26 protein-coding genes are annotated in these 25,388 nt (G+C 67.4%); 15 read left to right on the top strand and 11 right to left on the bottom strand.

The genetic code is table 11. The annotated features are described in order from the left end of the window. Positions 1-2: 2 nt before the first annotated feature. Positions 3-1,166: an acyl-CoA dehydrogenase family protein gene (locus OHS03_RS09550; RefSeq protein WP_328662394.1), complete on the bottom strand. Its 1,164-nt coding sequence runs from the start codon at positions 1,164-1,166 to the stop codon at positions 3-5. A gap of 56 nt (positions 1,167-1,222) precedes the next feature. On the opposite strand from OHS03_RS09550, the gene OHS03_RS09545 reads away from it, so the two are divergent. Further along, a complete protein-coding gene (locus OHS03_RS09545) occupies positions 1,223-1,837 on the top strand; it encodes a TetR/AcrR family transcriptional regulator (RefSeq protein ID WP_328662393.1) in 615 nt (204 codons plus the stop codon). Here the strand turns inward: OHS03_RS09545 and OHS03_RS09540 are convergent. Further along, entirely contained in the window at positions 1,834-2,418 is a 585-nt protein-coding gene (locus tag OHS03_RS09540; RefSeq protein WP_328662392.1) for a QsdR family transcriptional regulator, read from the bottom strand. The two genes, OHS03_RS09545 and OHS03_RS09540, sit on opposite strands and share 4 nt — an antisense overlap. Before the next feature lie 75 nt (positions 2,419-2,493). Then, complete coding sequence (locus tag OHS03_RS09535; protein ID WP_328662391.1) at positions 2,494-3,324, bottom strand: SAM-dependent methyltransferase; 831 nt, start codon at positions 3,322-3,324, stop codon at positions 2,494-2,496. A gap of 176 nt (positions 3,325-3,500) precedes the next feature. Here OHS03_RS09535 and OHS03_RS09530 point away from each other — a divergent pair, with 176 nt between their 5' ends. Genes OHS03_RS09530 through OHS03_RS09520 form a run of 3 tightly spaced genes read left to right on the top strand, consistent with a single transcriptional unit; the run spans position 3,501 to position 7,743 of the window. Beyond that, on the top strand, positions 3,501-4,928 hold the full coding sequence (locus tag OHS03_RS09530; RefSeq protein WP_328662390.1) for an MFS transporter: 1,428 nt from the start codon (positions 3,501-3,503) through the stop codon (positions 4,926-4,928). A 44-nt stretch (positions 4,929-4,972) separates the two neighbouring features. Continuing rightward, positions 4,973-6,550, top strand: coding sequence for a serine/threonine-protein kinase (locus OHS03_RS09525; RefSeq protein WP_328662389.1), 1,578 nt, complete (start codon positions 4,973-4,975; stop codon positions 6,548-6,550). Continuing rightward, entirely contained in the window at positions 6,526-7,743 is a 1,218-nt protein-coding gene (locus OHS03_RS09520; RefSeq protein WP_328662388.1) for a DUF7373 family lipoprotein, read from the top strand. Before OHS03_RS09525 ends, OHS03_RS09520 begins: the two co-directional genes overlap by 25 nt. Before the next feature lies 1 nt (position 7,744). On the opposite strand, the gene OHS03_RS09515 is transcribed toward OHS03_RS09520, so the two are convergent. After that, positions 7,745-8,236 (bottom strand): glutathione peroxidase, encoded by a 492-nt coding sequence (locus OHS03_RS09515; RefSeq protein WP_056817451.1) that lies wholly within the window; start codon positions 8,234-8,236, stop codon positions 7,745-7,747. Between the two features lie 180 nt (positions 8,237-8,416). Here OHS03_RS09515 and OHS03_RS09510 point away from each other — a divergent pair, with 180 nt between their 5' ends. Then, positions 8,417-9,898, top strand: coding sequence for an FAD-dependent oxidoreductase (locus OHS03_RS09510; RefSeq protein WP_235569604.1), 1,482 nt, complete (start codon positions 8,417-8,419; stop codon positions 9,896-9,898). 145 nt (positions 9,899-10,043) lie between these two features. After that, positions 10,044-11,633, top strand: a complete 1,590-nt coding sequence (locus OHS03_RS09505) for a GMC family oxidoreductase (protein WP_328662387.1) — start codon at positions 10,044-10,046, stop codon at positions 11,631-11,633. A gap of 45 nt (positions 11,634-11,678) precedes the next feature. Here OHS03_RS09505 and OHS03_RS09500 read toward each other — a convergent pair whose 3' ends face one another. Beyond that, positions 11,679-12,023, bottom strand: a complete 345-nt coding sequence (locus OHS03_RS09500) for a DoxX family protein (protein ID WP_056817455.1) — start codon at positions 12,021-12,023, stop codon at positions 11,679-11,681. A gap of 121 nt (positions 12,024-12,144) precedes the next feature. Here OHS03_RS09500 and OHS03_RS09495 point away from each other — a divergent pair, with 121 nt between their 5' ends. After that, the gene (locus tag OHS03_RS09495; protein ID WP_328662386.1) at positions 12,145-13,023 is read left to right on the top strand and encodes a sigma-70 family RNA polymerase sigma factor; all 879 of its coding nucleotides are present in this window, start codon (positions 12,145-12,147) and stop codon (positions 13,021-13,023) included. 78 nt (positions 13,024-13,101) lie between these two features. Here the strand turns inward: OHS03_RS09495 and OHS03_RS09490 are convergent, their stop codons facing one another. Continuing rightward, entirely contained in the window at positions 13,102-13,578 is a 477-nt protein-coding gene (locus OHS03_RS09490; protein WP_328662385.1) for an HAD-IIIC family phosphatase, read from the bottom strand. Positions 13,579-13,760: 182 nt separating this feature from the next. Here OHS03_RS09490 and OHS03_RS09485 point away from each other — a divergent pair, with 182 nt between their 5' ends. Then, a complete protein-coding gene (locus tag OHS03_RS09485) occupies positions 13,761-14,987 on the top strand; it encodes a PucR family transcriptional regulator (protein ID WP_328662384.1) in 1,227 nt (408 codons plus the stop codon). A gap of 69 nt (positions 14,988-15,056) precedes the next feature. Here OHS03_RS09485 and OHS03_RS09480 read toward each other — a convergent pair whose 3' ends face one another. The 3 genes from OHS03_RS09480 to OHS03_RS09470 all read right to left on the bottom strand — a co-directional run bounded on the left by OHS03_RS09480 (position 15,057) and on the right by OHS03_RS09470 (position 19,355). Further along, a complete protein-coding gene (locus OHS03_RS09480) occupies positions 15,057-16,238 on the bottom strand; it encodes an esterase/lipase family protein (protein WP_328662383.1) in 1,182 nt (393 codons plus the stop codon). A 281-nt stretch (positions 16,239-16,519) separates the two neighbouring features. Further along, positions 16,520-17,884 (bottom strand): lipase family protein, encoded by a 1,365-nt coding sequence (locus tag OHS03_RS09475; RefSeq protein WP_328662382.1) that lies wholly within the window; start codon positions 17,882-17,884, stop codon positions 16,520-16,522. Between the two features lie 253 nt (positions 17,885-18,137). Continuing rightward, complete coding sequence (locus OHS03_RS09470) at positions 18,138-19,355, bottom strand: lipase family protein (RefSeq protein ID WP_328662381.1); 1,218 nt, start codon at positions 19,353-19,355, stop codon at positions 18,138-18,140. A gap of 276 nt (positions 19,356-19,631) precedes the next feature. Here OHS03_RS09470 and OHS03_RS09465 point away from each other — a divergent pair, with 276 nt between their 5' ends. The 4 genes from OHS03_RS09465 (at position 19,632) to OHS03_RS09450 (ending at position 21,720) form a co-directional block, all read left to right on the top strand. Then, positions 19,632-19,883 carry a hypothetical protein gene (locus OHS03_RS09465; protein ID WP_056817475.1) on the top strand — a complete coding sequence of 84 codons (252 nt, stop codon included), beginning with the start codon at positions 19,632-19,634 and terminating at the stop codon, positions 19,881-19,883. A gap of 80 nt (positions 19,884-19,963) precedes the next feature. Continuing rightward, the gene (locus OHS03_RS09460; RefSeq protein WP_328662380.1) at positions 19,964-20,446 is read left to right on the top strand and encodes a DUF2599 domain-containing protein; all 483 of its coding nucleotides are present in this window, start codon (positions 19,964-19,966) and stop codon (positions 20,444-20,446) included. A gap of 10 nt (positions 20,447-20,456) precedes the next feature. After that, positions 20,457-21,110 (top strand): SDR family oxidoreductase, encoded by a 654-nt coding sequence (locus tag OHS03_RS09455; RefSeq protein ID WP_328662379.1) that lies wholly within the window; start codon positions 20,457-20,459, stop codon positions 21,108-21,110. A gap of 355 nt (positions 21,111-21,465) precedes the next feature. Then, complete coding sequence (locus OHS03_RS09450) at positions 21,466-21,720, top strand: hypothetical protein (protein WP_328662378.1); 255 nt, start codon at positions 21,466-21,468, stop codon at positions 21,718-21,720. 99 nt (positions 21,721-21,819) lie between these two features. On the opposite strand, the gene OHS03_RS09445 is transcribed toward OHS03_RS09450, so the two are convergent. Beyond that, the gene (locus tag OHS03_RS09445) at positions 21,820-22,704 is read right to left on the bottom strand and encodes a Sco1979 family transcriptional regulator (protein ID WP_056817487.1); all 885 of its coding nucleotides are present in this window, start codon (positions 22,702-22,704) and stop codon (positions 21,820-21,822) included. An 18-nt stretch (positions 22,705-22,722) separates the two neighbouring features. After that, entirely contained in the window at positions 22,723-22,956 is a 234-nt protein-coding gene (locus OHS03_RS09440; protein ID WP_056817490.1) for a DUF397 domain-containing protein, read from the bottom strand. Positions 22,957-23,310: 354 nt separating this feature from the next. Here OHS03_RS09440 and OHS03_RS09435 point away from each other — a divergent pair, with 354 nt between their 5' ends. The 3 genes from OHS03_RS09435 to OHS03_RS09425 all read left to right on the top strand — a co-directional run bounded on the left by OHS03_RS09435 (position 23,311) and on the right by OHS03_RS09425 (position 25,385). Further along, positions 23,311-23,499, top strand: coding sequence for a hypothetical protein (locus OHS03_RS09435; protein WP_056817493.1), 189 nt, complete (start codon positions 23,311-23,313; stop codon positions 23,497-23,499). Positions 23,500-23,586: 87 nt separating this feature from the next. Continuing rightward, positions 23,587-24,021, top strand: a complete 435-nt coding sequence (locus OHS03_RS09430; protein WP_328662377.1) for a CBS domain-containing protein — start codon at positions 23,587-23,589, stop codon at positions 24,019-24,021. Positions 24,022-24,107: 86 nt separating this feature from the next. Further along, positions 24,108-25,385 (top strand): aminotransferase class V-fold PLP-dependent enzyme, encoded by a 1,278-nt coding sequence (locus OHS03_RS09425; RefSeq protein ID WP_328662376.1) that lies wholly within the window; start codon positions 24,108-24,110, stop codon positions 25,383-25,385. Positions 25,386-25,388 lie beyond the last annotated feature (3 nt).

The following is a 25,388-nucleotide window of genomic DNA, read 5'->3' as shown; positions in this document are numbered from 1 at the left end:
ACTCACAGTCCGAGGATGGTCGAGGCGATGATGGTGCGCTGCACTTCGTTCGATCCTCCGTAGATGGAGGTCTTGCGGTAGTTGAGGTATCCGGCGATGGTGCGGCGCGCCCAGTCGTCGGTCTCGCCCACCCGGGCCACGGCGGCGGGGCCCGCGATGTCGACGAGCAGTTCGGTGACGGCCTGCTGTAGTTCGGTGCCGCGCAGTTTGAGAATCGAGGAGACGGGGTTGGGGGCACCGCCGCTCGAGCTTGCCGCGACCCTCAGCTGCACCAGCTCCAGTGCCAGCAGCTCGTTGTCGAGGTCGGCGATCCGGGCAGCGAAAGCCGCGTCGTCGAGGAGGGTGCCGGTACCGAGCCGGGTCTGGGCGGCGTATTCCTTCGCCAACTCGAGGCGGACCTTGGTCTGCCCGACCGCGGCGATGCCGGTGCGTTCGTTGCCGAGCAGGAATTTGGCGTAGGTCCAGCCCTGGTTCTCCTGACCGACCAGCTGGTCGGCCGGGACGCGCACGTTCTCCAGGAACACCTCGTTGACCTCGAAGCCACCGTCGATCAGCTCGATCGGCCGCACCGTCACCCCGGGGGTGTCCATGGCGAACAGCAGCATCGAGATCCCCGCCTGCTTCTTCGGCGCGGTGGGGTCGGTGCGGACCAGGCAGAACATCCAGTCCGCGCTCTGAGCGGCGGTGGTCCAGGTCTTCTGCCCGTTGACCACGTAGTCGTCGCCGTCGCGCACCGCGACGGTACGCAGCGAGGCCAGGTCGGATCCGGCGTCGGGCTCGGAGAAGCCCTGGCACCACCAGATGTCGAGATTCGCCGTCGCGGGCAGGAATCGCTGCTTGAGCTCGGGCGAGCCGAACTCGGCGAGTACCGGGCCGATCATGTTGGCGTTGAAGGTGAGCGGCTCGGGCACCGAGGCGAGCTGCATTTCGTGATGCCAGATGTGGTGCTGCACCGGCGACCAGTCCCGCCCGCCCCATTCGACGGGCCAGTTCGGTACGGCCAGCCCGGCGCTGTTGAGGATGCGCTGGGTGCTGACGTAGTCGTTCTTACTCAGCTCGTGCATGTGCCGGTTCCGCCGGCGGATGTCCGCGGGGATCTCACGGTCGAAGAAGGCACGCAGCTCGTCGCGGAAGGCGAGCTCGTCCTCGGTGAAGGCCAGTTGCATGGTCCAGTATGTTACATAGAGTTCCTCGTGTATCAAATGGAAGCAGGATCCGGCACATGAGCACTTCCTTCGCGGCGGCCCGATCCGGCACCCGTCACAGCACCCAGCGCGGTCGGCTCGTCACGGCCGCGCGGGCGAGCTTCACCGCGCACGGCTATCACGGCACCACGATGGACACCGTGAGCGCGGTCGCCGAAGTCACCAAACCCGTTCTCTACCGGTACTTCTCGACCAAGAGCGCGCTCTACCTCGCGGTGATTCTGGAGTACCTGGCCGAGCTCACCGACCGGCTGAGCGAGGTCCGCGACGCGGCGAGCTCCGACTTCGACCGGGTGTGGCGCACCGTGGAGGTCCTGTTCGACCTCGTCGAATCCGGCCCGCATTCCACACCGACGCTGGTCTTCAATTCCGGCGCTCTCGGCGACCAGGCAGTCGAGGCCCGAATCGCCACGGCCCTGGCCGAATTCGTCGCCACGCTGGCCACTCATCTGCATCCCGACGACGTCGGTCGGCATCGGACCCGCCTGCTCGCCTACGGCCTCATCGGGGCGACACTGGCGGCGGCGGACGAATGGCACCGCACACGGCAACCGATACCGCGACGGTCGGCGCTGGACGCCATCGCCGGGTGGTACTGCGCGGGCGCGCGGGAGACGAGCAGCTACACCTAGGCCCGCAGCAGGGCAGCCTGGACACGGCTCAGCCGCTCCACGTCCCCTTGGAAACCCGCCACGGCGTCGTTGTACAGGAATGCTTCCCACAGCCGGACCAGGGCGTATGCGAGGGTGGCGCGATCGATGGGCGGACGATACCCCTGCTGCTCGGCACGTTCGAGCAGACCTTCGACGATCGAGACCGCCGCCGGGTGCACTACCCCGTCACTACGGGTGATCACGCGCAATGCCGCCGTGGATTCCTGATCGAAATAGGTGCGTAGCGAACCGTCCTCGACCAGCCAGTGAATGGCGTTGTCGAGAATCTCGACGAGCCGTTCGCCGCCGGTCGCGGTGCTGCGCCGTTCGGCGTAGGCGACCATGCGATCGAGCTGGCGCGCCAACGCCGCGCCGACCAGTCCGTCCCGGGAACCGAACCACCGGTAGATACTGGTGCGGCCGAGGCCGAGTTGGGCGGCAATGGCATTCGCGTCGACCCGCTTACCGGCCAGGAAGGCCTCGACGGCCGCGTCGAGCACGGCGTCACGGCTGGCCCCGGCCGGGCGGCCGGGCGCTCGAGTTCCTTCGGTGCGTGCCACGCCCGACAGCATAGGGCGCGCTGCGGCTGTCCGATCTCAGCCCTCCGCCGACCCGGCCCGGATCGGCGTGACCGTCTAGGGTTTGCGGCCGACGCCGGCGACGATGCAGTTGCGGACGTCGGAGAGCGGGGTGAGGTGGGGGCCGTCGGACCACCAGTCGTCGCAGCGGACGAGGCCGGGTTCGACCATCTCGAGAGTGCCGAACATCGCCTGGATTTCGTCGCGGGTGCGGAAGCGTCCACTGCCCATCGGGCTGTGGATGAACTTCTCTTCCATCTTCTTGGCGAGTTCGCTGTACTCGGCGTTCTCCGGGTCGTGGAAGTGGGCGATCGCCACGAACGAGCCCGAGGGCAGTGCGTCGATGTAGGTCTGCATCAGCGCGGGGCCGTCCTCGCCCAGATAGTGGTGCAGCGTGCCGATGTGGAACAGGGCCAGCGGACGAGTGAAGTCGAGTTCGCGGCGCACCGTGGGGTTACCGAGAACGTCCAGAGGCCGGAAGATGTCGGCTTCGGCGATGCGGGTGCGGCTGTTGCTCGCCAATAACGCCTGCGCGTGCACGAGAACCGAGGGGTCGTTGTCGACGTAGACGACCTTGGACTCCGGGTTGACCCGCTGGACAACCTGGTGGGTGTTCTCCGCGGTGGGCAGACCCGATCCGAGATCGAGGAACTGGTCGATGCCCGCCCTGGCCAGGAACCGGCAGGCGCGGATGAGGAAATCACGGTTGGCCCAGGCCAGGTCGTTGACCTGGGGGGCGACGGTGCGGACCTGGTCCAGCACTTGGCGATCCACGTCGAAGTTGTCTTTGCCGTTGAGCGCGGCGTCGTAGACACGCGCGATACTCGCACGGGTGGTGTCGACCCCGACCGGAACAGCGCTGGGGTAGGCGGCAGAAGAATGCGACATCGGTAGCGCCTTTCGAGCATCGGAGCCGAGGGGACGATTTCAGCCTAGAGCATCGGTTGCGTTGGCAGACAAGCTATTCCGACCCACGGCCGGCCAGGATGCGGAGCCGGGCACCCGGAGTACCCGTAACGATGGGCTCCTATTCCTCCAGTGCCTGCCGGTCCCACGATCAGAGCATGATCCAGATGCTCGCGCCGGTCCCGGCGCCCGATTCGGTGACGGGCAGACGTTCGATCGCCGTGCTCGTCGTGATTCTCACCGGACAATTCATGGTGGTGCTCGACGGCTCCATCGTCAATGTCGCTATTCCGGCCATTCGCTCGAACCTCGATACCGGCGGGGCCGCACTGCAATTGATCGTCGCCGGCTATGTGATCGCCTACGCGGTGTTGCTGATCGGTGGTGCGCGCCTGGGTGACCGGTTCACTCAGCGGCGCACCTTCATCGCGGGGCTGGTGGTGTTCACCCTGGCCTCACTCGCCTGTGGGTCGGCGTGGAACGAACAGTCGCTCATCGTGTTCCGATTCGCTCAGGGCGTCGGCGCGGCCGCGATGGCGCCGCAGGTGATGACGCTGATCCAGCGCACGTTCACCGGAGCGGCGCGGGCCAGGGCGCTCAGTATCTATGCGGCGATCGTCTCCGGTGGCCTGCTGGCGGGCCAGATCCTGGGCGGGTTGATCGTCGACGCGAACCTGGGCGGCACTGGTTGGCGCGGGGTGTTCCTGGTGAATGTGCCGATCGGGCTCGCCCTGCTGGTGCTCGCGCCGCGCGTGCTCCCGGTGACCGCCGCGCGCACCGATCGGACGGTCGACGGGATGGGCTTGGTGGCGCTGACGGCCACCGTGCTGTTGTTGGTTGTCCCGCTGGTGCTCGGGCGAGAGCTCGGATTTCCGCTGTGGTCGTTGCTCTGCCTCGGGGCGGGCGTGCTGGGACTGGTCGTGTTCGTGCTGGTCGAGCGGTCGGTCGCCGGGCGAGGTCGAGATCCGCTGTTCGCGCCGCAGGCGCTGGGCGCGCCCGGTCTGCTCGCGACGGCGGCGACCCTGCTCCTGGTGATGGCGACCTTCGGCGGGTGGCTGTTCGTGAGCGCCGTTCACATGCAGAGCGACCTCGGTTACAGCGCGCTGCGGGCGGGCGCGCAGTTCTTGCCGATGGGTGCCACGTTCGCGGTAGTCGGCCTGTCCTGGCATCGGGTCCCGGTCCGTCTGCACGCGAGGATGATTCTGTTCGGGCTGGTGGTGAGCGCGGCCTCGCTGGGCTGGCTGGCGTGGCTGCTGGGCGACGGTGCGGGAGTCGGATTCGCGGCGTCGATCGCGTTCGCGCTGTTCGGTCTGGGTAACGGGCTTGCCTTCAGCCCCTTGATGACCCGGGCGCTGGCCGCGGTGCCGGTGACGCTCGCCGCCGACGCCAGCGGCATTCTCGTCACCAGTGTGCAGCTGGGAACCGTGGTCGGGATCGCGGGCCTCGGGTCGGTGTTCTTCGAAGCGGTCGGAACGACCGCGTCATCTGCGGCCGATGCGGTCGCGGTCGTCTATCTGATCGGCGTCGCGATCACGCTCGTCGCTGCCGTCTCGGCCGCGCTCGCCGTGCGCAGGATCAGCCGCTGAACGTGCCAATCACATGGTCGCCGGTCCTGAGCTAGCGTGGCACCATGCACGAGCTCGGGCCCGGTGACGTCGTCGCCGGTTATCGCATCGAGCGGGTGCTCGGGTCGGGTGGGATGGGCAGCGTCTACGCCGCCCGACATCCGCGACTGCCGCGACTGGTGGCGGTGAAACTGCTGCACTCCTCGTTCTCGGCGGATCCGGTGTTCCGTGGACGGTTCGAGCGCGAGGCCGATCTCGCGGGCCGCCTCGATCATCCCAACATCGTGGCGATTCACGATCGGGGCAGCGAGGACGGGCGGCTGTGGATCGCGATGCAGTATGTCGCGGGCAGCGATGCCGAATCAGCGCTGCGAACAGGGGCTTTGGCACCGGATCGGGCGTTGCGGATCGCGCGGGCGACAGCGGACGCGCTCGATTGCGCGCATGCGGCCGGTTTGCTGCATCGCGACGTCAAACCCGCCAATATCCTGCTGGGCGAGAGTGCGGGCGGCAGCGGTGAGCGGGTACTGCTCACCGATTTCGGGATCGCGAAGGCCATCGATGAGGCCACCGCACTGACCCGGACCGGGACGCTGGTGGCAACGCTGCGATATGCGGCGCCCGAACAACTGGACGGACGCGCCGCGGGCCCGCGCTCGGACCAGTATTCGTTGGCATGCGCACTGTTTCACCTGCTCGCGGGGCGGCCTCCGTATACCGCCACCAACGCGGGTGCGCTGGTCGGTGCGCACGTGATGCAGCCGGTGCCGCGGATCAGCGCACTGGTTCCGGGTCTACCGGCCGCGGTGGATGCGGTGTTCGCTCGGGCGCTGGCCAAGGATCCCGATCACCGATTCGCCAGTTGCGCGCAGATGGTCGCGGCGGCGACCACGGCGCTGACGACAGGACTCGCTCCGACGCGTCCGGTGACCGACTCCGCCGGAGTCCTCGGGCCTGACAATCGAGGTCCACAGGTCACCCCGATGGGCAGACAACCCGTGGCAGAAGCCGGTGTCGCGGGCGGCCGACTCTTCGATGTGAACAATCGGGCAGGCTTCAACGGCACGGGCACTCGCCGAGGGCGCGCGGCATGGTGGGCCGTAGGCGCGATCGGGTTGGTCACGGTGCTCGCGATCGTGACGGCGGCCCTTCTGAGCCGAGGGTCCGGAAGCACCGGTGCGGGGCCGACGACCACTGCCATCGCGCCGACCACCACCTCGATCGATGCGTGGGCGGCGGCACGACCGACGATCGCGATGTTCCCCGACCTGCTGCCCGCGAGTCCCGACAGCGAGGGGTATCGGGGGCTGCGGTGCAGTTTCGCGACGAAGAGCCCGCAGGCCGTGTGGGACACGGGGTTCGACTGCACCGATCGCGAGACAGTGCAGCTGCAGGTGATGGCCCACTCCGACGCCGAGACCGTCGGGCGGTTCGTCGCGACCCTGCCCGCCGGGGCGACCCAGCAGCTGCGGTCGAGATACGGCAGACCGCTGACCGTGCACAGTTTCAACGGCTCCACCGGACCATGGCTGCTGGTGCGCTTCGATGCCGCGCCGTATTCGACTGTGCTGCTCCAGGTGTACTGGAAGGGCCACACCCATCAGGAGATGATCGACCAATGGTTGAGCACCGCACCCCTGTGACCGCGCGACTGGCTCTGGGCGCACTCGCGGTTCTGCTCGTCGGCTGCGGCACCGTCAACGGCACCGCGACACCCGGCGAGATCGACGTCCGGTCCCTCGATGTGGGCAGCTATACGACAGTGCCCGCCGATATCGAGATCAGCCGAAAGCCTACGGACGGCCCGATTCTGGAAGGTCTGCGGATGGCGGGGGCGGTGGTGTTTCCGCACGAGGTCGATCCGGCGCTGACCCATAACTGGGGCACCGATGTCCTCGACACTCCGCGACGGGCCTCGGATGCCTCGGCGATCTCCACTGCCAATCTCGGTGTGCTGGAACGGCATCGGATGATCGTGGGCTTCGACATCGCCGAGGGCTCCCAGGCCTTCGACACGGCGAAACCCGCGATCGAGACCGACGCGCGGATCACCAGGGTCGTGCTGTTGCGGTTTCCCGGCGCGAAGATCGCCGAAGAGGCTGCGCGCGAACTCGCGGCGACAGATTTCGGGGTCAGCCCGGACAACCGGCCGGTGCCGATTCCGGGTTACCCCGCCGCACACGCGCATTGGCGACCGGGCATCAAGACGATCGGAGCGACCTTCGCCCGCGGCGAAATCGTGGTGAGCCTGTTCCTGCAGCATCCGTCACCGGACATCGATGCGCTCGCCAAGCGCGTCGCAGCAGTCCTCGACGCCCAGGTACCCCTGCTCGACACGTTCACCCCGACCGCACCCGACCGGATCGCCGACCTGCCCCGCGATCCCGATGATCTGTTGCGGCGCACCCTGATTCCCGGTCCGGCCAATCAGCAGATAGCCATCGCCTCGCGCGAGTTCGCGTCGTGGACCGGGCGCGCCGGCTTGCACTACCGCCCCACCGAACCCGCCGAGCTCGGTGCGGCCTGGGATCGCGGTGGGGTGGACAGCGTGGCGCATTCCTACAGCACCACGCTGTTCCGGTTCCGTGACGATGCCGCGGCCATCGCGTTCGGCGGCACCTGGCAGGACACGCTCAGCGCGGCCGCGCACCCAGTCGCGGCGCCCGAGGGCTTGCCGCAGGCGCGGTGTGTGGAGCGCCGGGCGGGCAGCGCGCCGGCGCTGACCCGCTGCTATGTGAGCTACCGCCGCTACGGCGCCTTCGTCAGCGGCGCCGAACCCGCGGGGGTTCGACGCCAGGCCGCGGCGCAGTACGCGCTGCTGGCGAACGCTCAGTAGTTCAGAGCTGGGCTTCGATCGCCTGGACGACCTCGGCGGCATCGGGGGTGGTGCGCGGGCGGAACCGGCCTGCGACCGTGCCGTCGCGACCGACGAGGAACTTCTCGAAGTTCCACTGCACATCGCCCGCCGCGCCCTCGGCATCGGCCGTCTCGACCAGTGCGGAGTAGAGCGGGTGCCGCTCGTCGCCGTTGACGTCGGCCTTGGCCAGCAGCGGGAAGTCGACGCCGTAGGTGACCGAGCAGAATTCCTGGATCTCCTCGGCGCTGCCCGGCTCCTGGCCCATGAACTGGTTGCTCGGGAAGCCGATCACGGTGAAACCGCGCTCGCCGTAGGTCTTCTGCAGCTCCACCAGGGCGCTGTACTGCGGGGTCAGACCGCACTTGGAAGCCACGTTGACCAGCAGCACTGCCCGCTCGCCCGCCAGCTCGCCCAGTGTGGTGTCCTCGCCCGCCAGGGTCTGCACCGCAATGTCTCGAATGTTCGCGCTCATCACATCACCACCAGATCTCGTCTATGTAGGTTCGATCGCCACCGTACCGGAGCCCGAGGGGTGCGCAAGTGTCCCGCTGGGCGGGAGAATCTGTAACACGTTCTTGTTTTGTCGCGCTATTGGCGGCACCATTCCTAGGACGGGCGGTAACGCCCGCACCCCGAGCACCGGAGGAAGCCCGTGAGCAACCAGCCACATCGGATCGATACCGTCCGCCCGCTGCGCGCGAGCGAGGTGACGCACTGGGATTTCGAGGCCGATGTGGTGGTGGCCGGTTTCGGCATCGCGGGCGTGTGCGCGTCGATCGAAGCCGCGCGGGCCGGTGCGAAGGTGCTCATCTTGGAACGAACCGGCGGCTGGGGCGGTGCGGCGGCATTGGCGGGCGGATTCGTCTACCTCGGTGGCGGCACACCGCTGCAGAAGGCGCTCGGATTCGACGACACCCCGGAGAACATGGCGGCGTTCCTCACCGCGGCGCTCGGGCCCGGCGTCGACGAGGCCAAGATCAACGACTACTGCGCGGGCAGCGTCGAGCACTACAACTGGCTCGTCGACTGTGGTGTGCCGTTCAAGGAGTCGTTCTGGGGTGAGCCCGGCTGGGAGCCCCCGCACGACGAAGGTCTGATGTACTCCGGCGGCGAGAACTCCGCGCCGTTTCTCGACATCGCCGAACCCGCTCCGCGTGGCCATGTTCCGGAGCTGGCGGGCAAGAAGATCGGTGAGCGCAGCGGCGGCTACATGCTGATGAAGCCGCTGGCCGACACCGTCGCCGAGCTCGGCATCGACGTCGAGTACGACACCCGGATCCGTCGGCTCGTCGTCGACGAGCAGGACCGGGTGGTGGGCGTGCTGGCCACCACCTACGGCAAACCCGTCGCCGTGCGGGCCGCGCGCGGTGTGGTGCTGGCGACCGGTAGCTTCGCCTACGACACCGAGATGATCGACCGCTACACCCCGCGGCTGAGCGGCAGGCCCGGTGCGGCCATCGAGGAACACGACGGCATCGGCATCCGGCTGGCCCAAGCGCTCGGCGCCGAACTCGCGCACATGGACGCCAGCGAGGTGGCCATCTTCGGCGATCCGCAGATGATGGCGCGCGGCATCCTCGTCAACGGACGCGGTCAGCGCTACGTCACCGAGGACACCTACCCCGGCCGGATCGGTCAGGCGACGCTGTTGCAGAACGACAACCAGGCGTTCCTGATCATCGACGAGACCTCGCTCGAGGAGGCGCTCGCGACCGAGAGCGCCACCCCGTTCTTCCGCTTCCAGCCGAAGTGGGTCGCCGAGACGGTCGCCGAACTCGAGGCCGAGATGGGGCTGCCCGCACAGACATTGCAGACCACCGTCGCCACCTACAACCAGCACGCCGAGCACGGCACCGATCCGGTGCTTGGCAAGAAGCCCGAGTGGGTGCGCCCGATCACGGGGTCGCTCGCCTGCTTCGATCTGCGCGGGTTCACCGCCGGGTTCACCCTCGGGGGACTGCGCACCGACTTGGATTCGCGGGTGTTGCACGTGAGCGGTGAGCCGATCGAGGGCCTGTTCGCGGCGGGTCGCTGTACCTCGGGACTGTGCGCCTACGGCTACGTCAGTGGCGCCTCGCTCGGCGACGGCAGCTTCTACGGTCGTCGCGCGGGCAAAGCCGCCGCAGCGGGCTGACCGACGCACAACCCACCATCGGCCTTCTGTCAGTACTCTGCTTGCAGCGTCACGCCAGACGACGAGTCCGGCTGGGCTCGCGGTCTTTTCACGCCCGTGAGCAGGCGCGCCGAACGACAGACGCAGTGCAGATCGGAGTTGGACAGTGCAAGCAGGTGGGACGTCCGCGGATTACGTGATCGTCGGCTCCGGATCCGCGGGGGCGGTGCTCGCGAATCGGCTCAGTGCCGACCCGAGCACCACGGTCGTTCTGTTGGAGGCCGGTCCGGCCGACGACGACAAATTCGCCCATATTCCGGCCGCGTTCTCGAAGCTGTTTCGCAGCGAGCGCGATTGGGACTATCTGACCGAGCCGCAGGCCGAGCTCGGCGACCGCCAGATCTACTGGCCGCGCGGCAAGACCTTCGGCGGCTCGTCGTCGATGAACGCGATGATGTGGGTGCGCGGTTTCCGCGCCGACTACGAGGAATGGGGGCTACTGGCGGGCGAGAAGTGGAACTTCGCCGCCGCGGTGGAACAGTTCCGCAAGATCGAGAACGTCCAGGACGCGCAGTTCCCCGACGAAGGTTCCAAGGGGCCGCAGCACGTGCAGCGCCAGCGCAGCCCGCGCGCGTCGACGCACGCGTTCCTCGAGGCCGCGCGCCAGGCGGGCCACGACCTGGAATCGGCGAATCGGCCCGCGCCCGAGGGCTTTACCCAGACCATGGTGACCCAGCGTGACGGCAGACGCTGGAGCACCGCCGACGGGTACCTGCGTCCTGCGATGAAGCGGCCGAACCTGACCGTGCTGGCCGAGTCGCTGGCCACCCGCGTGCTGTTCGAGGGCACCAAGGCCACCGGTGTGGAGTACCGCAACGGCGAGCAGACACTCACCGTGACCGCGAATCGCGAGGTCATCCTGTGTGGTGGGGCGGTGAACAGTCCTCAACTGCTGCAGCTTTCGGGCATCGGCGATCAGGACGAGCTGAAGGAACACGGCATCGAGCTGGTCGCCCACTCCCCCGAGGTCGGCGCGAACCTGCAGGACCACCTCATCTCGGCGCTGGGCTACAGCGTGGATTCGGACTCGCTGTTCACCGCGGAGAAGCCCCTCGAGCTGGTCAACTACCTGGTCCGTCACCGCGGCATGCTCACCTCCAATGTCGGTGAGGCCTACGGTTTCGTGCGCAGCGAACCCGACCTCGAGCACCCCGATCTGGAGCTGATCTACGCACCGGCGCCGTTCTACCACGAGGGTCTGGTCGAGCCCACCGAACACGGTGTGGTGCTCGGCGCGATCCTGCTCCGCCCGCGCAGCCGCGGCAAGATCAGCCTGGCCTCGGCCGATCCGACCGCCAAGCCGGTGATCGATCCGCGGTATCTGTCCGATCCCGACGGTGCCGACCGGGCCGCGCTGACCACCGGACTTCGGGTGTGCGCCGGACTCGCCGGGCAGCCCGCGCTCAAGAGCGCACTCGGTGCGCTGATCTACCCGCCCGAGGCACCCGAGGATCTCGAGGCCGTCATCGCGCTGACCATCGAACAGTTCTCGCACACCCTCTACCACCCGATCGGTACCTGCCGGATGGGCACCGACGCCGCCAGCGTCGTCACCCCGGACCTGAAGGTCCGCGGCGTCGAGGGGCTGCGCGTCGCCGACGCCTCGGTGATGCCGCTGATCATCCGCGGCCACACCAACGCCCCCGCCATCTTCATCGGCGAACAGGCCGCGGATTTCATCCTGGCCGAGGCCTGACCCAGGTGGTGGTGGCGTGCCCGCGACGGCGCGCCACCACGTGCCTCATGCCGCCGCGAGGCCCAGCGAAGCGGCCGCGAGCAGCAGATACGGCAGCGGGTAGCCCAGATCCGAGTACCGGCCCGAGCGTGCGACCGTGAATTCGGCGGCCACGAAATACAGCACGAGCCCGGCCGCGGCAGCCACCGCCAGCGGCCGATAGGCCAGGCCGGCGAGCAGAGCGAGTCCACCCACCGCCTTGATCAGGGCCAGCGGCGTGAGCGTCCACGGGGCGATGCCGTAATGGCGCATGTTCTCGCGCACCCAGTCGGCACGAACGACGTCGATCAGCGCGGCTGCCAAGGCTGCCACCGCGGCGAGCACGGTGACGACAACATAGGTGGTGTGCATCGAATCAGGTCCTCCGGTTTCGGGGTGATCGGCCGCCTCTGCCATCGTGGAGACAGCCGCCGTGATCGGACAGCGAGTGCCGTCCATTCGATAGACGACCGGCGTGAGCGAAAGGTGACCGATGCGCGCGGACCGGACCCACGTGTCGGCGGACGCGTTCGAACAACGGCGCGATCGCCTGCGCGGTGTCGCCTTTCGAATGCTGGGCTCCGGGGCCGAAGCCGAGGACGCGGTCCAGGAGGCATGGTTGCGGTTGGCCGCGACCGACGCCGAGATCGCCGATCTCGACGGCTGGCTCACCACGGTGGTGTCGCGGATCTGTCTCGATATGCTGCGCACCCGTGCTCGCCGCGCCGAGGTCGCGGCACCGGACGCGCCCGCGCGGGCGGCGACCGGCGCGGGCATCGACCCCGAGGCCGAAGCACTGCGGGCCGATTCCGTCGGACGGGCGCTGCTGGTGGTTCTCGACGCGCTCGGGCCCGAGGAACGGGTCGCCTTCGTTCTGCACGATCTGTTCGCGGTGCCGTTCGCCGAAATCGCGCCGATGCTCGGACGCACACCCGCCACCACCAAGAAGCTCGCCAGTCGTGCGCGGCTGCGGGTGCACGCGCCCGCCCGGATCGAGCCGATGGAACTGCTCGCGCATCGGGCCGCGGTGACGGCCTTCGTGCGGGCGGCTCGCGGGGGCGACCTCGGCGGACTACTGGCGGTGCTCGCGCCGGATGTGGTGCGCACCGCCGATCCGGCGGCGCTCTCGCCCGGGATGGCCGTCGTCGTGCGCGGGGCCCGGGCTGTGGCAGAGGGCGCCCTCGCACTGCGCCGCCGGTCGCTCGAGGCGGTGCTGGTCCTCGTCGACGGCAGGCCCGGCCTGGTGGTGGCGGGTGCGGGCGGCCCGGTGTTCGCGGTGACGTTCCTGGTGCGCGACGGGCAGATCGCGGCTTACGACGTGGTGGCCGCGCCGCACCGTTTGGCCGCGCTCACGCTGTCGCTGCTGCCGTGATCAGGGCTGCGAGAATGACCGAATCACGGCCATTGTGGCAGTCGATGCAATGATGCGGCTGATGCAGATTCGTCCCGGTCAGAGGGCGGGGACGCGGGCGAATCCCAACGGCGGGGTCGGTACGCGGCCGGACCGCAGATCGTGCCGGAAATCGGGCAGCAGCGGAAGCACGTCGACATTGCGGGCGGCATAGCAACGCACCATCGGCAATGCGCGCGAGACCTCGGCGCGTTCGACCGGCTCGGCATCCACGAACGCGAGGGCGTCGAGGCCGAGGCCGAGGGTGCCTGCGATCCGGACGATCGAGGCGGACTTGCGACCCCAGCCGACCTCGACCGCGGAGAACATCTCGTAGAGACCGTGGCGGTAGAGCGTGCGCATGGTTCTGGCTCGGTCACCGCGTGCGGCGACAGCATGCAGCACACCGCGCTCGCTCAGTTTCGTCAGCGTGCGCAGTGCCGGTGGGCGCGGCGTGGTGCCGGTCTCGTCGTGGACGACACCCTCCCACAGGGTCTCGTCCAGTTCCCAGACCAGACAACGGACGGCAGGTCGCATGGCGCTGAACTCTACAACCACTCATAGCGAAGAACCAGACTTGTGACCGGTCACTACGCCGACCTCCAGTCGTGGGCCCCGTACCCAGAACCTGACAATCCATTCCGGTTTCCTTTGTAGTTCGTTAGGGTGAGGTTCGCTGGACAGCGGGGGGTACAGCCGAAACTGGCGAAGGGAAATAGATGTCCGTCCACAATCCACCCCGACCGTCGTTGACCGTCTCGGGCAGGCCGATGTCGTTGCCACTCAAGGACGTTCGCGCGCTGTCGCGTCAGATGGTCGGCCATTTCGTCGCCAACGTCGCACCGTGCGGCACGCTACCGGGTGACGCCATCTCCGGTGATGTGACCACGATCACCCGGATCTGCCTGGAATTCGCGGTCGGCATGCTCGACGGGCGCGATGTCCCCAGTCAACTGCAGCGTCTGCAGGATGCGGCCAGCGCGTGGGCCCGTGAGGGCGTGCCGATCGACACGATCCACCACTCGATTGCCGAGGGCTTCAAAATGGGCCTCGACCTGGTGGTATCGAGCGCCTCCGGGAAGGACTTCGACAGTCTTGTCGGCGGCGTCAAGGTCGTGATGGAACTGCTCGACACGATCACCGCCCAGATCTCGATGGCCTATGTTCGTGAGCTCCGCGGCGTGGTCAGCGAACACCACACCGCCGTGCACACCCTCACCTCGGCGCTGCTCGGCGGCCACAGCACCTCGACGATGGCCCGCGAATGCGGCATCACGATCGCCGAGACCTACGCGGTCTTCGCCCTGGCGATCCCCCAGCACCGAGAGGAAGCCAATCCGGCGCTGGATTCGAAGGTCGTCGCCCGCCGCAAGCTGCGCCGGGTGCAGGCCGAGCTGGCCAAGCGTTGCGGCGACTCGGCGTTGTCGCTGCTCAGCGTCGACGGCGGGACCGTACTCATCCCGGCCGCGACCTTCGACCGTGAGGGTCTGACCGCACTGGTCGCCCAGCTCTCCCAGGCCGCACAGGTCGGCATCACCGCCGCGATGGTCGAAACAACCACCACCGGGGTCCCCGATGCCGCCGACCAGGCCCACGAACTGCTGGACATGGTGCAGCGGCTCGAGGTGACCTCGGGCCTGTACCGCTTCGACGAGCTCGCCCTGGAATACCAGCTGACCCGCCCCGGCCCCGGCCGCGAATTCCTCGGCTCGCTGCTGGATCCGCTCGATCAGTACCCCGAGCTGCTCGAAACCCTGCAGCGCCATATCGCCAACAACCTCAACCGCCAGCGCACCGCTCGCGTCCTGCACGTGCACACCAATACCGTCGACTACCGGCTCAAGCGGATCGGCCAGCTCACCGGGTTCGATCCCACCCAGCCTTCGGGGCTGTGGTACCTGCGCTCCGCACTCGTCGCGCGCAGCTACCGTTCCGTCCCTGCCTGATCCCGAACACGACGAAGGCGCTGTCCACATCACGTGGACAGCGCCTTCGTCGTTGTCAGCGCGAGCGGGTCAGATCGAACCGCCGCCACCGACGAGCCACGGGTTGAACGCGCAGGTCAACTGCGGGTTCTGAACCGGGTCGAGCGCACGAAGCGCGATCGACAGCGCACGCGGGGAGTACATCATCGTCAGGTGATCGGAGATGTCCTGCTCGCAGCCGTCCTGCAGGGTGATGTTGGTGACGTGCGCCCCCGGGCCCGCCTTCATGAAGGTGAGCTCGTAGGGGTTGGTGACCTCGTCGTACCGGGTGCCGACCACGGTGTAATCGACACCGGCGACGGTATCGCCGTTGGCGTTGAGGTTGTTGACGAAATCCGAGCCGATGGTCTGCTGGATACCCGCGTGCCCGACGAAGATCTCGATCGGACCCAGGATATCGATACCCAGGTTGTTGATCATGCGACCCAGCGCGCCGATGCCGTCGAGGCTGGTGCCGTGGTGGGTGGCGCCGAAGGTGATCAGCTTGTTCACCTTGGCCGCACCGCCCTCGAACTTGGTGTAGTAGTTCGCCATCGCCCCGCCCTGCGAGTGGGCGACGATGTCGACCTCGGCGGTGCCGGTGGCCGCGAGGACCCGGTCGACGAACGCGGCGGTCTGCTTGGCCGAATCCTCGATGTAACCGGTGCCCATCACACCGGGCAGGAACGAACCGACGCCGCCGCCTTCCATGATGTTCGAGCGACCGTAGTTGAACGTGAACGTGCAGTAACCGGCGTCCTTGATCGGCTGACCCATGTAGGCGTAACCGTTGTAGGCGTTCATCCAGGTGCCGTGCAGCAGCACGACCGGGCGGGGGTGCTCTGCGGTCGGCTTGCAGTTCCAGTCGTTCGTCCCGGGCGCGGCGGCATCGGGGTTGTTGAGGCCGTAGGCGAACGCGGCGAGGAACGCCGTCGACTCCGGTCCGTACGCGCCGGGATCGGAGGAATAGCCGCCCGAGGAACCCGAGCTGGACCCCGAACCGCCGTAGCAGTCACCGGACCCGTTTCCGGACCCGGCACCACTGCCGGAGGTGCACGCCGAACCGGATCCGGCGACCTGCCGACCTTCCGAGACGATATTGGCCAGATCCTGCTCGGTCGGCGCCGCGGCCGGAGCCGCGCTCGCCCCCGGCCCGGTGAAAACCATGGAGAGGGCGCCGACTCCGGCGAAGACCGCCGTGTGCAGCGTGCGCCTGCGACTGGGAGATTTCATGTGTTGACTTGTCTTCCTGTGCGATTCGAATATTCGTCGCCCTTTTCCTGCCGGGAGAACGAATGGCTTGTCGAAACCGCCCAAAACATAAGCCGCGGAAATCCTTACGAGACGTCAGTCACGTCCGGTCTGGGCAGGTCACCACGTCTTCTCGAAAACTGCCATGACGAGGCACAGGAAAATGTTCAGCTCTCCGACATCCCACGAATTCGAACCACGAATGCCTGCTGTGTCCGACCATCACGTTCCGCGAAATGCTCTGTGAAATATCATCTAGCCGTTCAGCATTCGCTCCGCGCGGCGACTCCGAGGAGTCGTTCGTCGAGCCACACCATAGCTTCCGGATAGCCGGTGACCGCACCGATGATGTGTTCACCGAGCACACCGCGATATACCGCGTTCGCCCCGAGTTCGCACTGCTCGGTGTAGAGATTGTGAGCGCCCTCCGCGGGGATCCAGAATTCCTGGTCACCGTTGTAGATGTAGAGCGGAGTAGCCGACCGAAGACCTTGCATCCGGGTGATCTCGTAGATATCGGTGGCCAGTTCCGAACGCAGCGGGTCGGCGATATTGGCGCCGACGTCGATCGGCAGGTGCAGAATCCCAGGCACCGCGAACACGCTGGCGCACGTATCTTTCATGAACGAGGTCGTGACCCACCGCCCGAGATTGTTCATCGCGGCGAGGATTTCGGGGCGCTCGCGGCCGATCGCGAAGGTCGCGGCCATAAATATTCCGGAGGCGAGGTTGGCGTTCATACTGCGCGACAGGATTTCGAAATCGGCCGGTACGCCGCCCAGTGCCGCGCCGACGATCACGTCGGCCAGTTCCGGTGCGTAGGAGTCGATCAGCTTGGCCGCACCGTGAGTGGCGATCGCACCGCCGGAGTAACCGGTCATCGCGAAGCGGCTCCGTCCGTAGGACACCGGGTCGATACCGCGCACCGCTCTGATCGAGTCGAGCACCGCGTGCCCGGCGACATACGGTTCGGCGTAAGCCATCCACGGGCCCTCGTGGTCGGGCACCAGGACCGCGTATCCGCGCAGGACCGCCAGCTGGGTGGTCGGCGGAAGGAATTCCGTGGCACTCGACTGCGATGTCAGACCGTGCGTCAGTGAGTATCCCGGGGTGCACTTGCGGCCGAGCGCGTCGATAGGAAGGTTGTTCACCAGCACGGGGCGGTCCCCCGGCCCGGTCCACTCGGTGGGGGGCACGATCAGGGTCGCGGTGGCGTAGGACGGCCTGTTCTGCGCGTCTTCGGTGCGGAACTTCAGCAGCGTCGCCGAGCGGATGGGCACCACCGTCAACCAGGCCGCGGTCGTGGTGATGTCGCGCGATTCGATCAGATCACCGGGCGACAACTCGTCCAGCCCGGCAGGCCACTGGTCGAAGATCGGATCGCCTACCGCCGAGGGCAGCACCGCCGCGTGCAGCGCCGCGAGCTCGGCGGCCGGATCGGCGGCGTCGGGCTGGATCGGCGAGGGCAGCACCTGGTCGATCCAACGCTGTAGATCGGGCAGGAAACCGGGTGTGCCCACCTGTGGCACCGGAAATTCCTGAGTCGGCGGCGGGTCCGCGGCGGCGGTGCCTGCCGCGAGCGAGAAGAGCAGCAGCATCGAACCGACAAGTACTCGAACAGATCTCATGGCACACACGCCTTCGGGTGGCAACGGATTCGTCGATGACGTGCCACCATGCGGTGCTTCGACCCCCGCCGAAACTCCCCCACCGCGCCGTCGTCAGAGCAATTACGCTACGTGCAGGCACTCTCCGACTTCGGCGTTGTGCCCGAGTCGTGTGCGCAATGCCGCTGTATCGCAACAAGAATCGACCCGTCGCACCACGACACGGTCCGGATCCGCTTCGGGGCGCGCGGATCCGGACCGATCGAAACCGGACTCAGCAGGTGCTGGGCGCCGGTTCCCCCTGCAGCCGTGCATCGAGCCAACTCAGCGCGGAAGGCAGTCCGAGCACAGCTGCGGTCAGGTGGTCCGGGGTGGGTGTCTGCTGGCTGACGACCTTGGTCCCCGCAGTGCACCACCGATGCGTCGTCGAGGTGATCGCGTCGACCGGGATGAGGCCGTCGATCGGCGAATGCCATTCGAAGACAGGCATTGTCGGCGCACCGGGATAGAGCTCGAGGCTGTTCTCCTCCACCACGGCGCGCGCCTGGGGATCCCCCACCAGCGAGGTGGTGGCCGCGAAGTCCAGAATGCCGCGCCCCGCGCCCGCACCGAGAATGTCGTTGGTGCAGGCGTCCCGGATCGACGCGCGGGCCGCCAGACCGCTGGCATTCATCTGATCGCTGATCGGAAACCGTTGCGGGTATTCACGTTCCAGGCCGATCCCCGCGGCCAGCGCGAGTCCGAATACCGGATGCGAACCGAAACCGAGCCCCTCGAGCATCGACACCAGGTTCATCGGCACCCCGCCCATCGCCGCCCCCGCGATCTCGAGCTCGGGTGCGTACTCCGGCTGCAGGGCCGCCGCCCACGCCGTCGCCATGCCGCCACCGGAGTACCCGGCCATCGCCACCCGGCTGCCGCCGACGCGCAGCTGCTCGACCTGGCGCACCGCCCGGATGCCGTCGAGAGTCACCTGACCACCTAGTTTCGCCGCGCCATAAGCGAAATTGGGCCCGAGGTGGTCGGGCACAGCCATCGTCCAACCGCGCTTCAGCGCGTAGTTCCAGGCCACCGCCTCGCGCACCATCAGGTCCGGATCGTCGGTGTAGAGGACTTTGGAGACCGAGCACCGCGTGCCGAGCCCGTTGATGATGTGCTGATAGGACAGCACGGGGGCATCGGTGCGGTGATTGTTCGGCTGCAGCACCGTGGTCGTCGCGGCGATCGGGTCGCCCGCGGAGTTGGTGGATCGGAACTGGATCAGGGTGATCGTGGTGTCGGGGAACATCGCCAGCGGCGGCATCGGCCGCACGCCGAGCACGTCTCCGGGCTGATGATCGTCGAGGTCGTCGGGCTGGCTGTAGAAGGGGTCGGGGTCGGCAGTCGGGTACAGGGGTGTGGCGTGGCCTGCCGCGGCGGAGGCGAGGGTGAGCACCGCCGCCGCCAGGCAGACCGACAGTGTCCTGCGTGGCCGAGCGCGTCCCCAGATCATGCGGCTGTCCCTCCCGTGTCGCTGCTGTCAAAAGCGATCCTCGCCGGTACCGTGGCTCCCCGTCGACGGGTCGCCGCGAACATCGGCGGAGCTCACAACCTGCTTGCCACAGGGTTGTGACCGGAGGGCAGCGCGCCCATATGGGGGGCGCACCGCCGCGACGACAGGTGGATTGTGAGATCTCCAAGCGAAATCGGAACGTGTTCCTCTCGATGGTGTAGGCCCTACCGTCGAGTAGGAAGGCGCTCATCAGTGCCGGGGCGAAAGGAGCACGCCATGATTCCCACCGACGAGAACATCGCCGCCACCCTCCACCGCATCGACCCGAACGAGATACCGACCCGGCGGATCACGGTGTACTTCGACGGCCCGACACCCGAGCAGGCACTGGTCCTCGAATATGCCGCGACCCAGGCCGAGGCGTGGGAGTTCACCTCGGCGGCCGCGCACTCCGGCCTGCAGGTCACCGTCGACGGCCAGGTCGCCCCCGGACTGCGCCGGTTGCCCTGCCGGTCCCTGTGGCACTGACGATCGCGACGCCTCCGCACCGACCGCATTAGGCTGTCCGGACGGGCGCTCATCGGCCCGCTATGACAGAAAGGGCGTTCGTGACACGGTGGCAGCTCCCGCTCGTACTCGCCGCGGCGGCCGTGCTCACCGGTTGCGGCTCGGCCGACACCGCGCAGGTCGCGACCCCGGCAGGCACTACCGCTCCGACAACGACCACCAAGCGGGTGCCCGCCACCATCGCACCGCCCACCACGACGGTCGACCCCTATGCCGGCCTGCCTCTCATCGATCACGTGAGCTGGACCGAGAACATCGACGGCCCCCGCTTGCTCGTCGTCCCCACCCAGGCGGGTCGCAAAACGACCGCTCCGGGCACCGACGAGCTGGCCTGGCAGGAAGTGCGCGCGCTCGACGCCGATGCCGACGCGCCGGGCATGCGCGACCAGTTCCTGTGCCACTGGGTGTGGGCGAGGATGGTAGCGCCCGACAAACCGAGCTGGAATCTCGAGCCGTGGCGCCCCGACGTCGGCTATCAGGCTACGGTGGCGGCGAACTGCAATCCCGGAGGACCCGAACGCTGATAGGAGCACCATGCGCATCGTCATCGCCGGTGGACACGGCAAAATCGCCCTCCTGCTCGCCCAGTCGCTGACCCTGCGCGGCGACCACGTGCACGCGCTCATCCGCGACCCGGACCAGGCCGCAGATATCGCCGCGACCGGTGGCGTCCCGGTGATCTACGACATGGAACGCGACACCCCCGCCGACCTCGCGGCCGCCGTCGCGGGCTCGGACGCGGTGGTGTTCGCCGCGGGTGCCGGCGCGGGCAGCGGCGCCGCGCGCAAATACACCGTCGATCTCAACGGTTCGGTGCAACTCGCCGACGCCGCCGAGCAGACCGGCGTAGCGCGGTTCGTGCAGATTTCGACGATGGGCGCCGGCAGCCCACCCGCTGCGGGAACCGACGAGGTGTGGGCTGCCTATATCGACGCCAAGACCCGCGCCGAAGAAGATCTGCGGACCCGCGATCTGGACTGGACGATCCTGCGTCCCGGTCGGCTCACCGACACCGAAGGCAACGGTCTGATCACGCTCGGACCGCCGCCGATTCCGCGCGATTCGGTGCCGCGCGCCGACGTCGCCGCGACGCTCGCATCGATCTTGGTCGCGGACAACACTTTTCGCCACACTCTCGAGCTGGTCTCCGGATCGCAGCCCATCGATTCGGCCGTCGCGGCCATTTGATAGCCAGAAATTAACTATCGCAGTATATTTCGCTCGGCTGACATGATCGTCATTCCTCGGGAACACTGTGTCGCCACCCGATGAACACCGTGAACCGCCGGTCACGCCACTATTCGAGCGCCACTCCCGGCGAGGGCGGTGCCGCGACCCTCGATTCGCCGCTCAGAAGCCGGGAAATACGCTGCATCGAGACGGAATCGATAGTGCAGATGTGCTTGCATCTGAAAGTGCCGCCGTCCTAAACTCAGGGCCGCAACACAATTGAGGGGATAGTCAGGGGAGGCCGCGAGCGGCACACCCGGGGTCAGGATTGCCTTGGGTTTGCCACTGCTCAAGAAGCACAGGGGCATTTATCATGAACAACACCAAGGGCCGGTCCGGCCTCGCTGATCGCGCAGCGGCCACCCACGCCGAGACCACCCAGTGGTCGAGGGAAAGCGCGGTCGCCTTCGTCATCGACGCCGTGGAATCCACCGGCGCGGCGACCCGCAATGATTTCGATATCGACCGGATCGTGACCACCGCGCACGACCTGGCCGACGATTGGGATCTGCAGACGCTGACCCCGGATACTTTCTGGCGAATCGCCGCCGGCTGCATCCGATACTGACTATAGAGTCGGTATCCGACGATCGACTGCGCGATATTCGGTGCAGTACGATCCAGTTCTCGGTGCCGAATCCGCTCGGCCGTCGATCTTGCTCGGCCGTCACTCCCGCTCGGCGTAGGACAACAGGATCTCGCGCGAGCGATCCGGCCGTTCGGCTTGGACGCTGAGCTGATCCATCACCGTCAGATACATCGCGAGGTCCTGGCGACGCTCGAGATAGAGCGCGCTGGTGAGTTGCTCGAGGTAGACGATGTCGGGCAGTTCCGGCTCGCCGAAGCGGAGAATACTGAACGAGCTGCCCGCCGCCGCGTGCCCGCCCGCCGCATAGGGCAACACCTGCACCGTCACGTTCGGCAGCAGCGACAGTTCGGCCAGATGGCGCAGCTGGGCCCGGTGCACCTCGCGCCCACCGATCGGACGATGCAGCACGGCCTCGTCGATCACCGCCCACACCACCGGCGGGTCGATCCGGCGGAGGACATCCTGGCGCAACTGCCGAACCTGGACCCGACGGTCGGTTTCGGCGTCGTCGAAACCGAGGCTGACAATCGCCCTGGTGTACTCCGGCGTCTGCAGCAGGCCCGGCACCAGCTGTGCCTCATAGGTGCGGATCTGGCTGGCCGCCTGCTCGAGCCCGAGGTAGGTACTGAACCACGACGGCAGCAGATCGCTGTAGCGGTGCCACCAACCGGGTTCACTTGCCTGCCTGGCCAATTCGAAGAACGAGGTACGTTCCACCGGATCGTGCACGCCGTAGAGCGTGAGCAGGTCCCGGATGTCGCGTTCCTTGAAACCGGTGCGACCCAACTCGAGTCGACTGATTTTGGCGTGCGAGCCACGGATCGCATCACCCGCGGCCTCGCGGGTGATGCCTTTGCTCTCGCGTAGCTTGCGCAACTGGCCACCGAGCGCAATGCGCAACACCGTGGGGCCGCGGTCCACCACAGGTTGCACGCGACCGATCTCGTCGGGTTCAGCCGTCATGGACCCAGATCCTACCGATTACCCGGTGAGGTAGTCGAACTCTCCGGCCTTCGCGCCGCGGATGAACGCGTCGATTTCGGGCCGGGTGTAGAAAATTACCGAGCCCTGCGGGTCGCGCGAGTTGCGCACGGCGACCGAGCCGTCGGCGGCCTCGGCAACCTCGACGCAATTGCCGCTGGGGTTGCTGTAGGTGCTCTTGCGCCACGCACCGTCTCCCGGGCGTTCACGCTGATCATGCTGCATTCCGGACATACCGCACTCCTCCTTCTCGAATGATGCCCATCGGTACGAAATTTGCAGATGCACGCACAAACGTTCTTGCATCTGCTTGCGCGAGGGGGACATTAACACGCTCGAGGCCACCGCGCACCGGTCGGTACTTACCCGACGTCATGACCCTGGAACACGCTCGGATAGAGCCGTCCAGTCCCCTGAATTCGTAAGCGCCGCAACCCCATCGCGAGCCGACACGGCCGAAACGAACGTGCAGATGTGCTTGCATTCGAATTCGGCCCGCCCGTAGACTCAGGCCGCAAGATCATCGGAAGGTTCCACGGCTCCACCCTGCCGGGCAAACCTTCCGTCGCCGGATGGGAGGGGACTTCGATGAGTAGTCCGTTTCAGCGTCACGTCGGTGCCGCGGTTGTATCGCCCACCGCGTGTAGCGACGAGCCGAACGGGCTGACCTACCGTCAGGCGCGCGAGATGCTGCGCCAGCACGATATCCACGGCCCACAGTGTCGCCAGTGGCTGGCCGCCGCCGCGTATCTGTCCGCGGGGCTGGACGACGAATAGTCCGGTCGTAACGTCTTCGTGCTGGTCAGGTCGGTTCCGACAGGTCATGCTGGTGGGCGACGATCGATCCGGACAGGTGGTGCGCGTATGCGGATAGCGGAGATCCTGCGCAACAAGGGCACGGCGGTCACCACGGTGACACCGCAGACCACGGTGCGCGATTTGCTGACGGCGCTGGCCGAGCACAATATCGGCGCGGTGGTCGTCTCCCCCGATGGCGTGGTGATCGCGGGCATCGTCTCCGAACGCGACGTGGTGCGTCATCTACACGCCCACGGGGCCCCGCTGCTCGATCGGCCGGTCAACGACATCATGACCGCCCGGGTTCGCACCTGTGGGCCCGATGAAGACGTGTCCTCGCTGCGAGATGTGATGACCGAGCATCGGATCCGGCACATGCCGGTAGTGGAGTCGGACCGACTCGTCGGCATCGTCAGCATCGGTGATGTGGTGAAGAGTGAGATCACCGAACTCGCCGCCGAGCGTGAACATCTCGTCGAGTACCTCCAGGGCAACTACTGAGCCGGACACCGCCCGCCACTGCCGAAAAGCCTTGCGGCTGAGAATTCTTCGCGAGCCGTGCCACAAACGTGCGTATCGTTGAGCACGTGTACCCCGCCCGGCCCGAGCTCGCCGCCGCCTCGGTGATCCGGCACGCGCCCACTCCGGTGCCCGCCTCGATTCGCGCGCGGTTCCCCGCCCTGGCCGATCCCTCGGTGGTCTATCTGGACAGTGCCGCGACGACACAGAAGCCCGACACGGTCATCGCGGCCGTCACCGACTACCACCGCGAGCACACCGCCAACGCGGGCCGCGGCACCTACGGCTGGGCCACCTCACTGTCCACACGGATCGACGCTGTCCGTACCCGAGCGGCCGGGTTCCTGGGAGCCCAGCACCGCGACGAAATCGTGTTCACCGGCGGAGCCACCGCCGCGCTCGGCGCGATCGCGCACAGTTGGGGCCTGGCCGAGTTGAACGACGGCGACGAGATCGTCTACAACCCCGCCGATCACGCCGCCAATGTGCTGCCGTGGCATCACCTGCGTGACACCCTCGCCCGATTCGGCCGGCGCATCGTGTTGCGTCCATATCGCAGCACCGCGACCGGCGAGGCCGATATCGAGGACCTCCTCGCGCAGGTCGGTCCGCGCACCCGGCTGATCACCACCAGCCACCTGCATCACGTGTACGGCGGGCTCACCACCCTCGAGGAATTGCACGGCCGCATCGACCCGGAGATCCTGCTGTGCTTCGACTGCTCGCAGAGCGGTGGGCACCTGCCGGTCGACGTGAGCGCTCTGCGCGCCGATTTCGCGGTCTTCGCGGGGCACAAGATGTTCGGTGCGCCCGGTACCGGGCTGCTGTACTGCCATCGCCGGGTACACGACAGGCTGCGGCCCTTCCTGCCCGGCGGGCACTCCGGGGTGACGATCACCGACGCCGGTCTGGTCGGCACCGGGATGCCCGAACTGCTCGAGGGCGGCACTCACAATATTCCCGGCATCCTTTCCCTGGCACCGGCTTTCGATCTGCTGGGCGAACTCGACCGGTTCGCTGTCGCCGCGCACAACCGGGTCCTCACCCTGCGGCTGATCGATGGTCTACGCGAGATCCCCGGGCTGGATTTTCTCCCCGGGCCCGCGCACGCCGCGTGCGCCGTCGGCTACGGCATCGTCTCGTTCACCCTCGACACGCTCACCGCCGCCGACCTCGGGTTCGTGCTGGCCGATGCCGGGTTCCTGGTCCGAACCGGGGCGCACTGCGTGCCCTCGGCCGATGCCGGGAGCGGTTCGGTGCGGGTGAGCACCCACCTCTACAACACCCTCGACGAGATCGACCGATTCGTCGCCTGCGTGTCCGGCATCGCCGGGCACGGGCGCTGACCC

The organism is Nocardia salmonicida (assembly GCF_036142455.1).
Classification (GTDB): Bacteria; Actinomycetota; Actinomycetes; order Mycobacteriales; family Mycobacteriaceae; genus Nocardia; species Nocardia salmonicida.
Note: the sequence above shows the minus strand (reverse complement) of the source record. Positions and strands in the feature narration are given on the sequence as shown.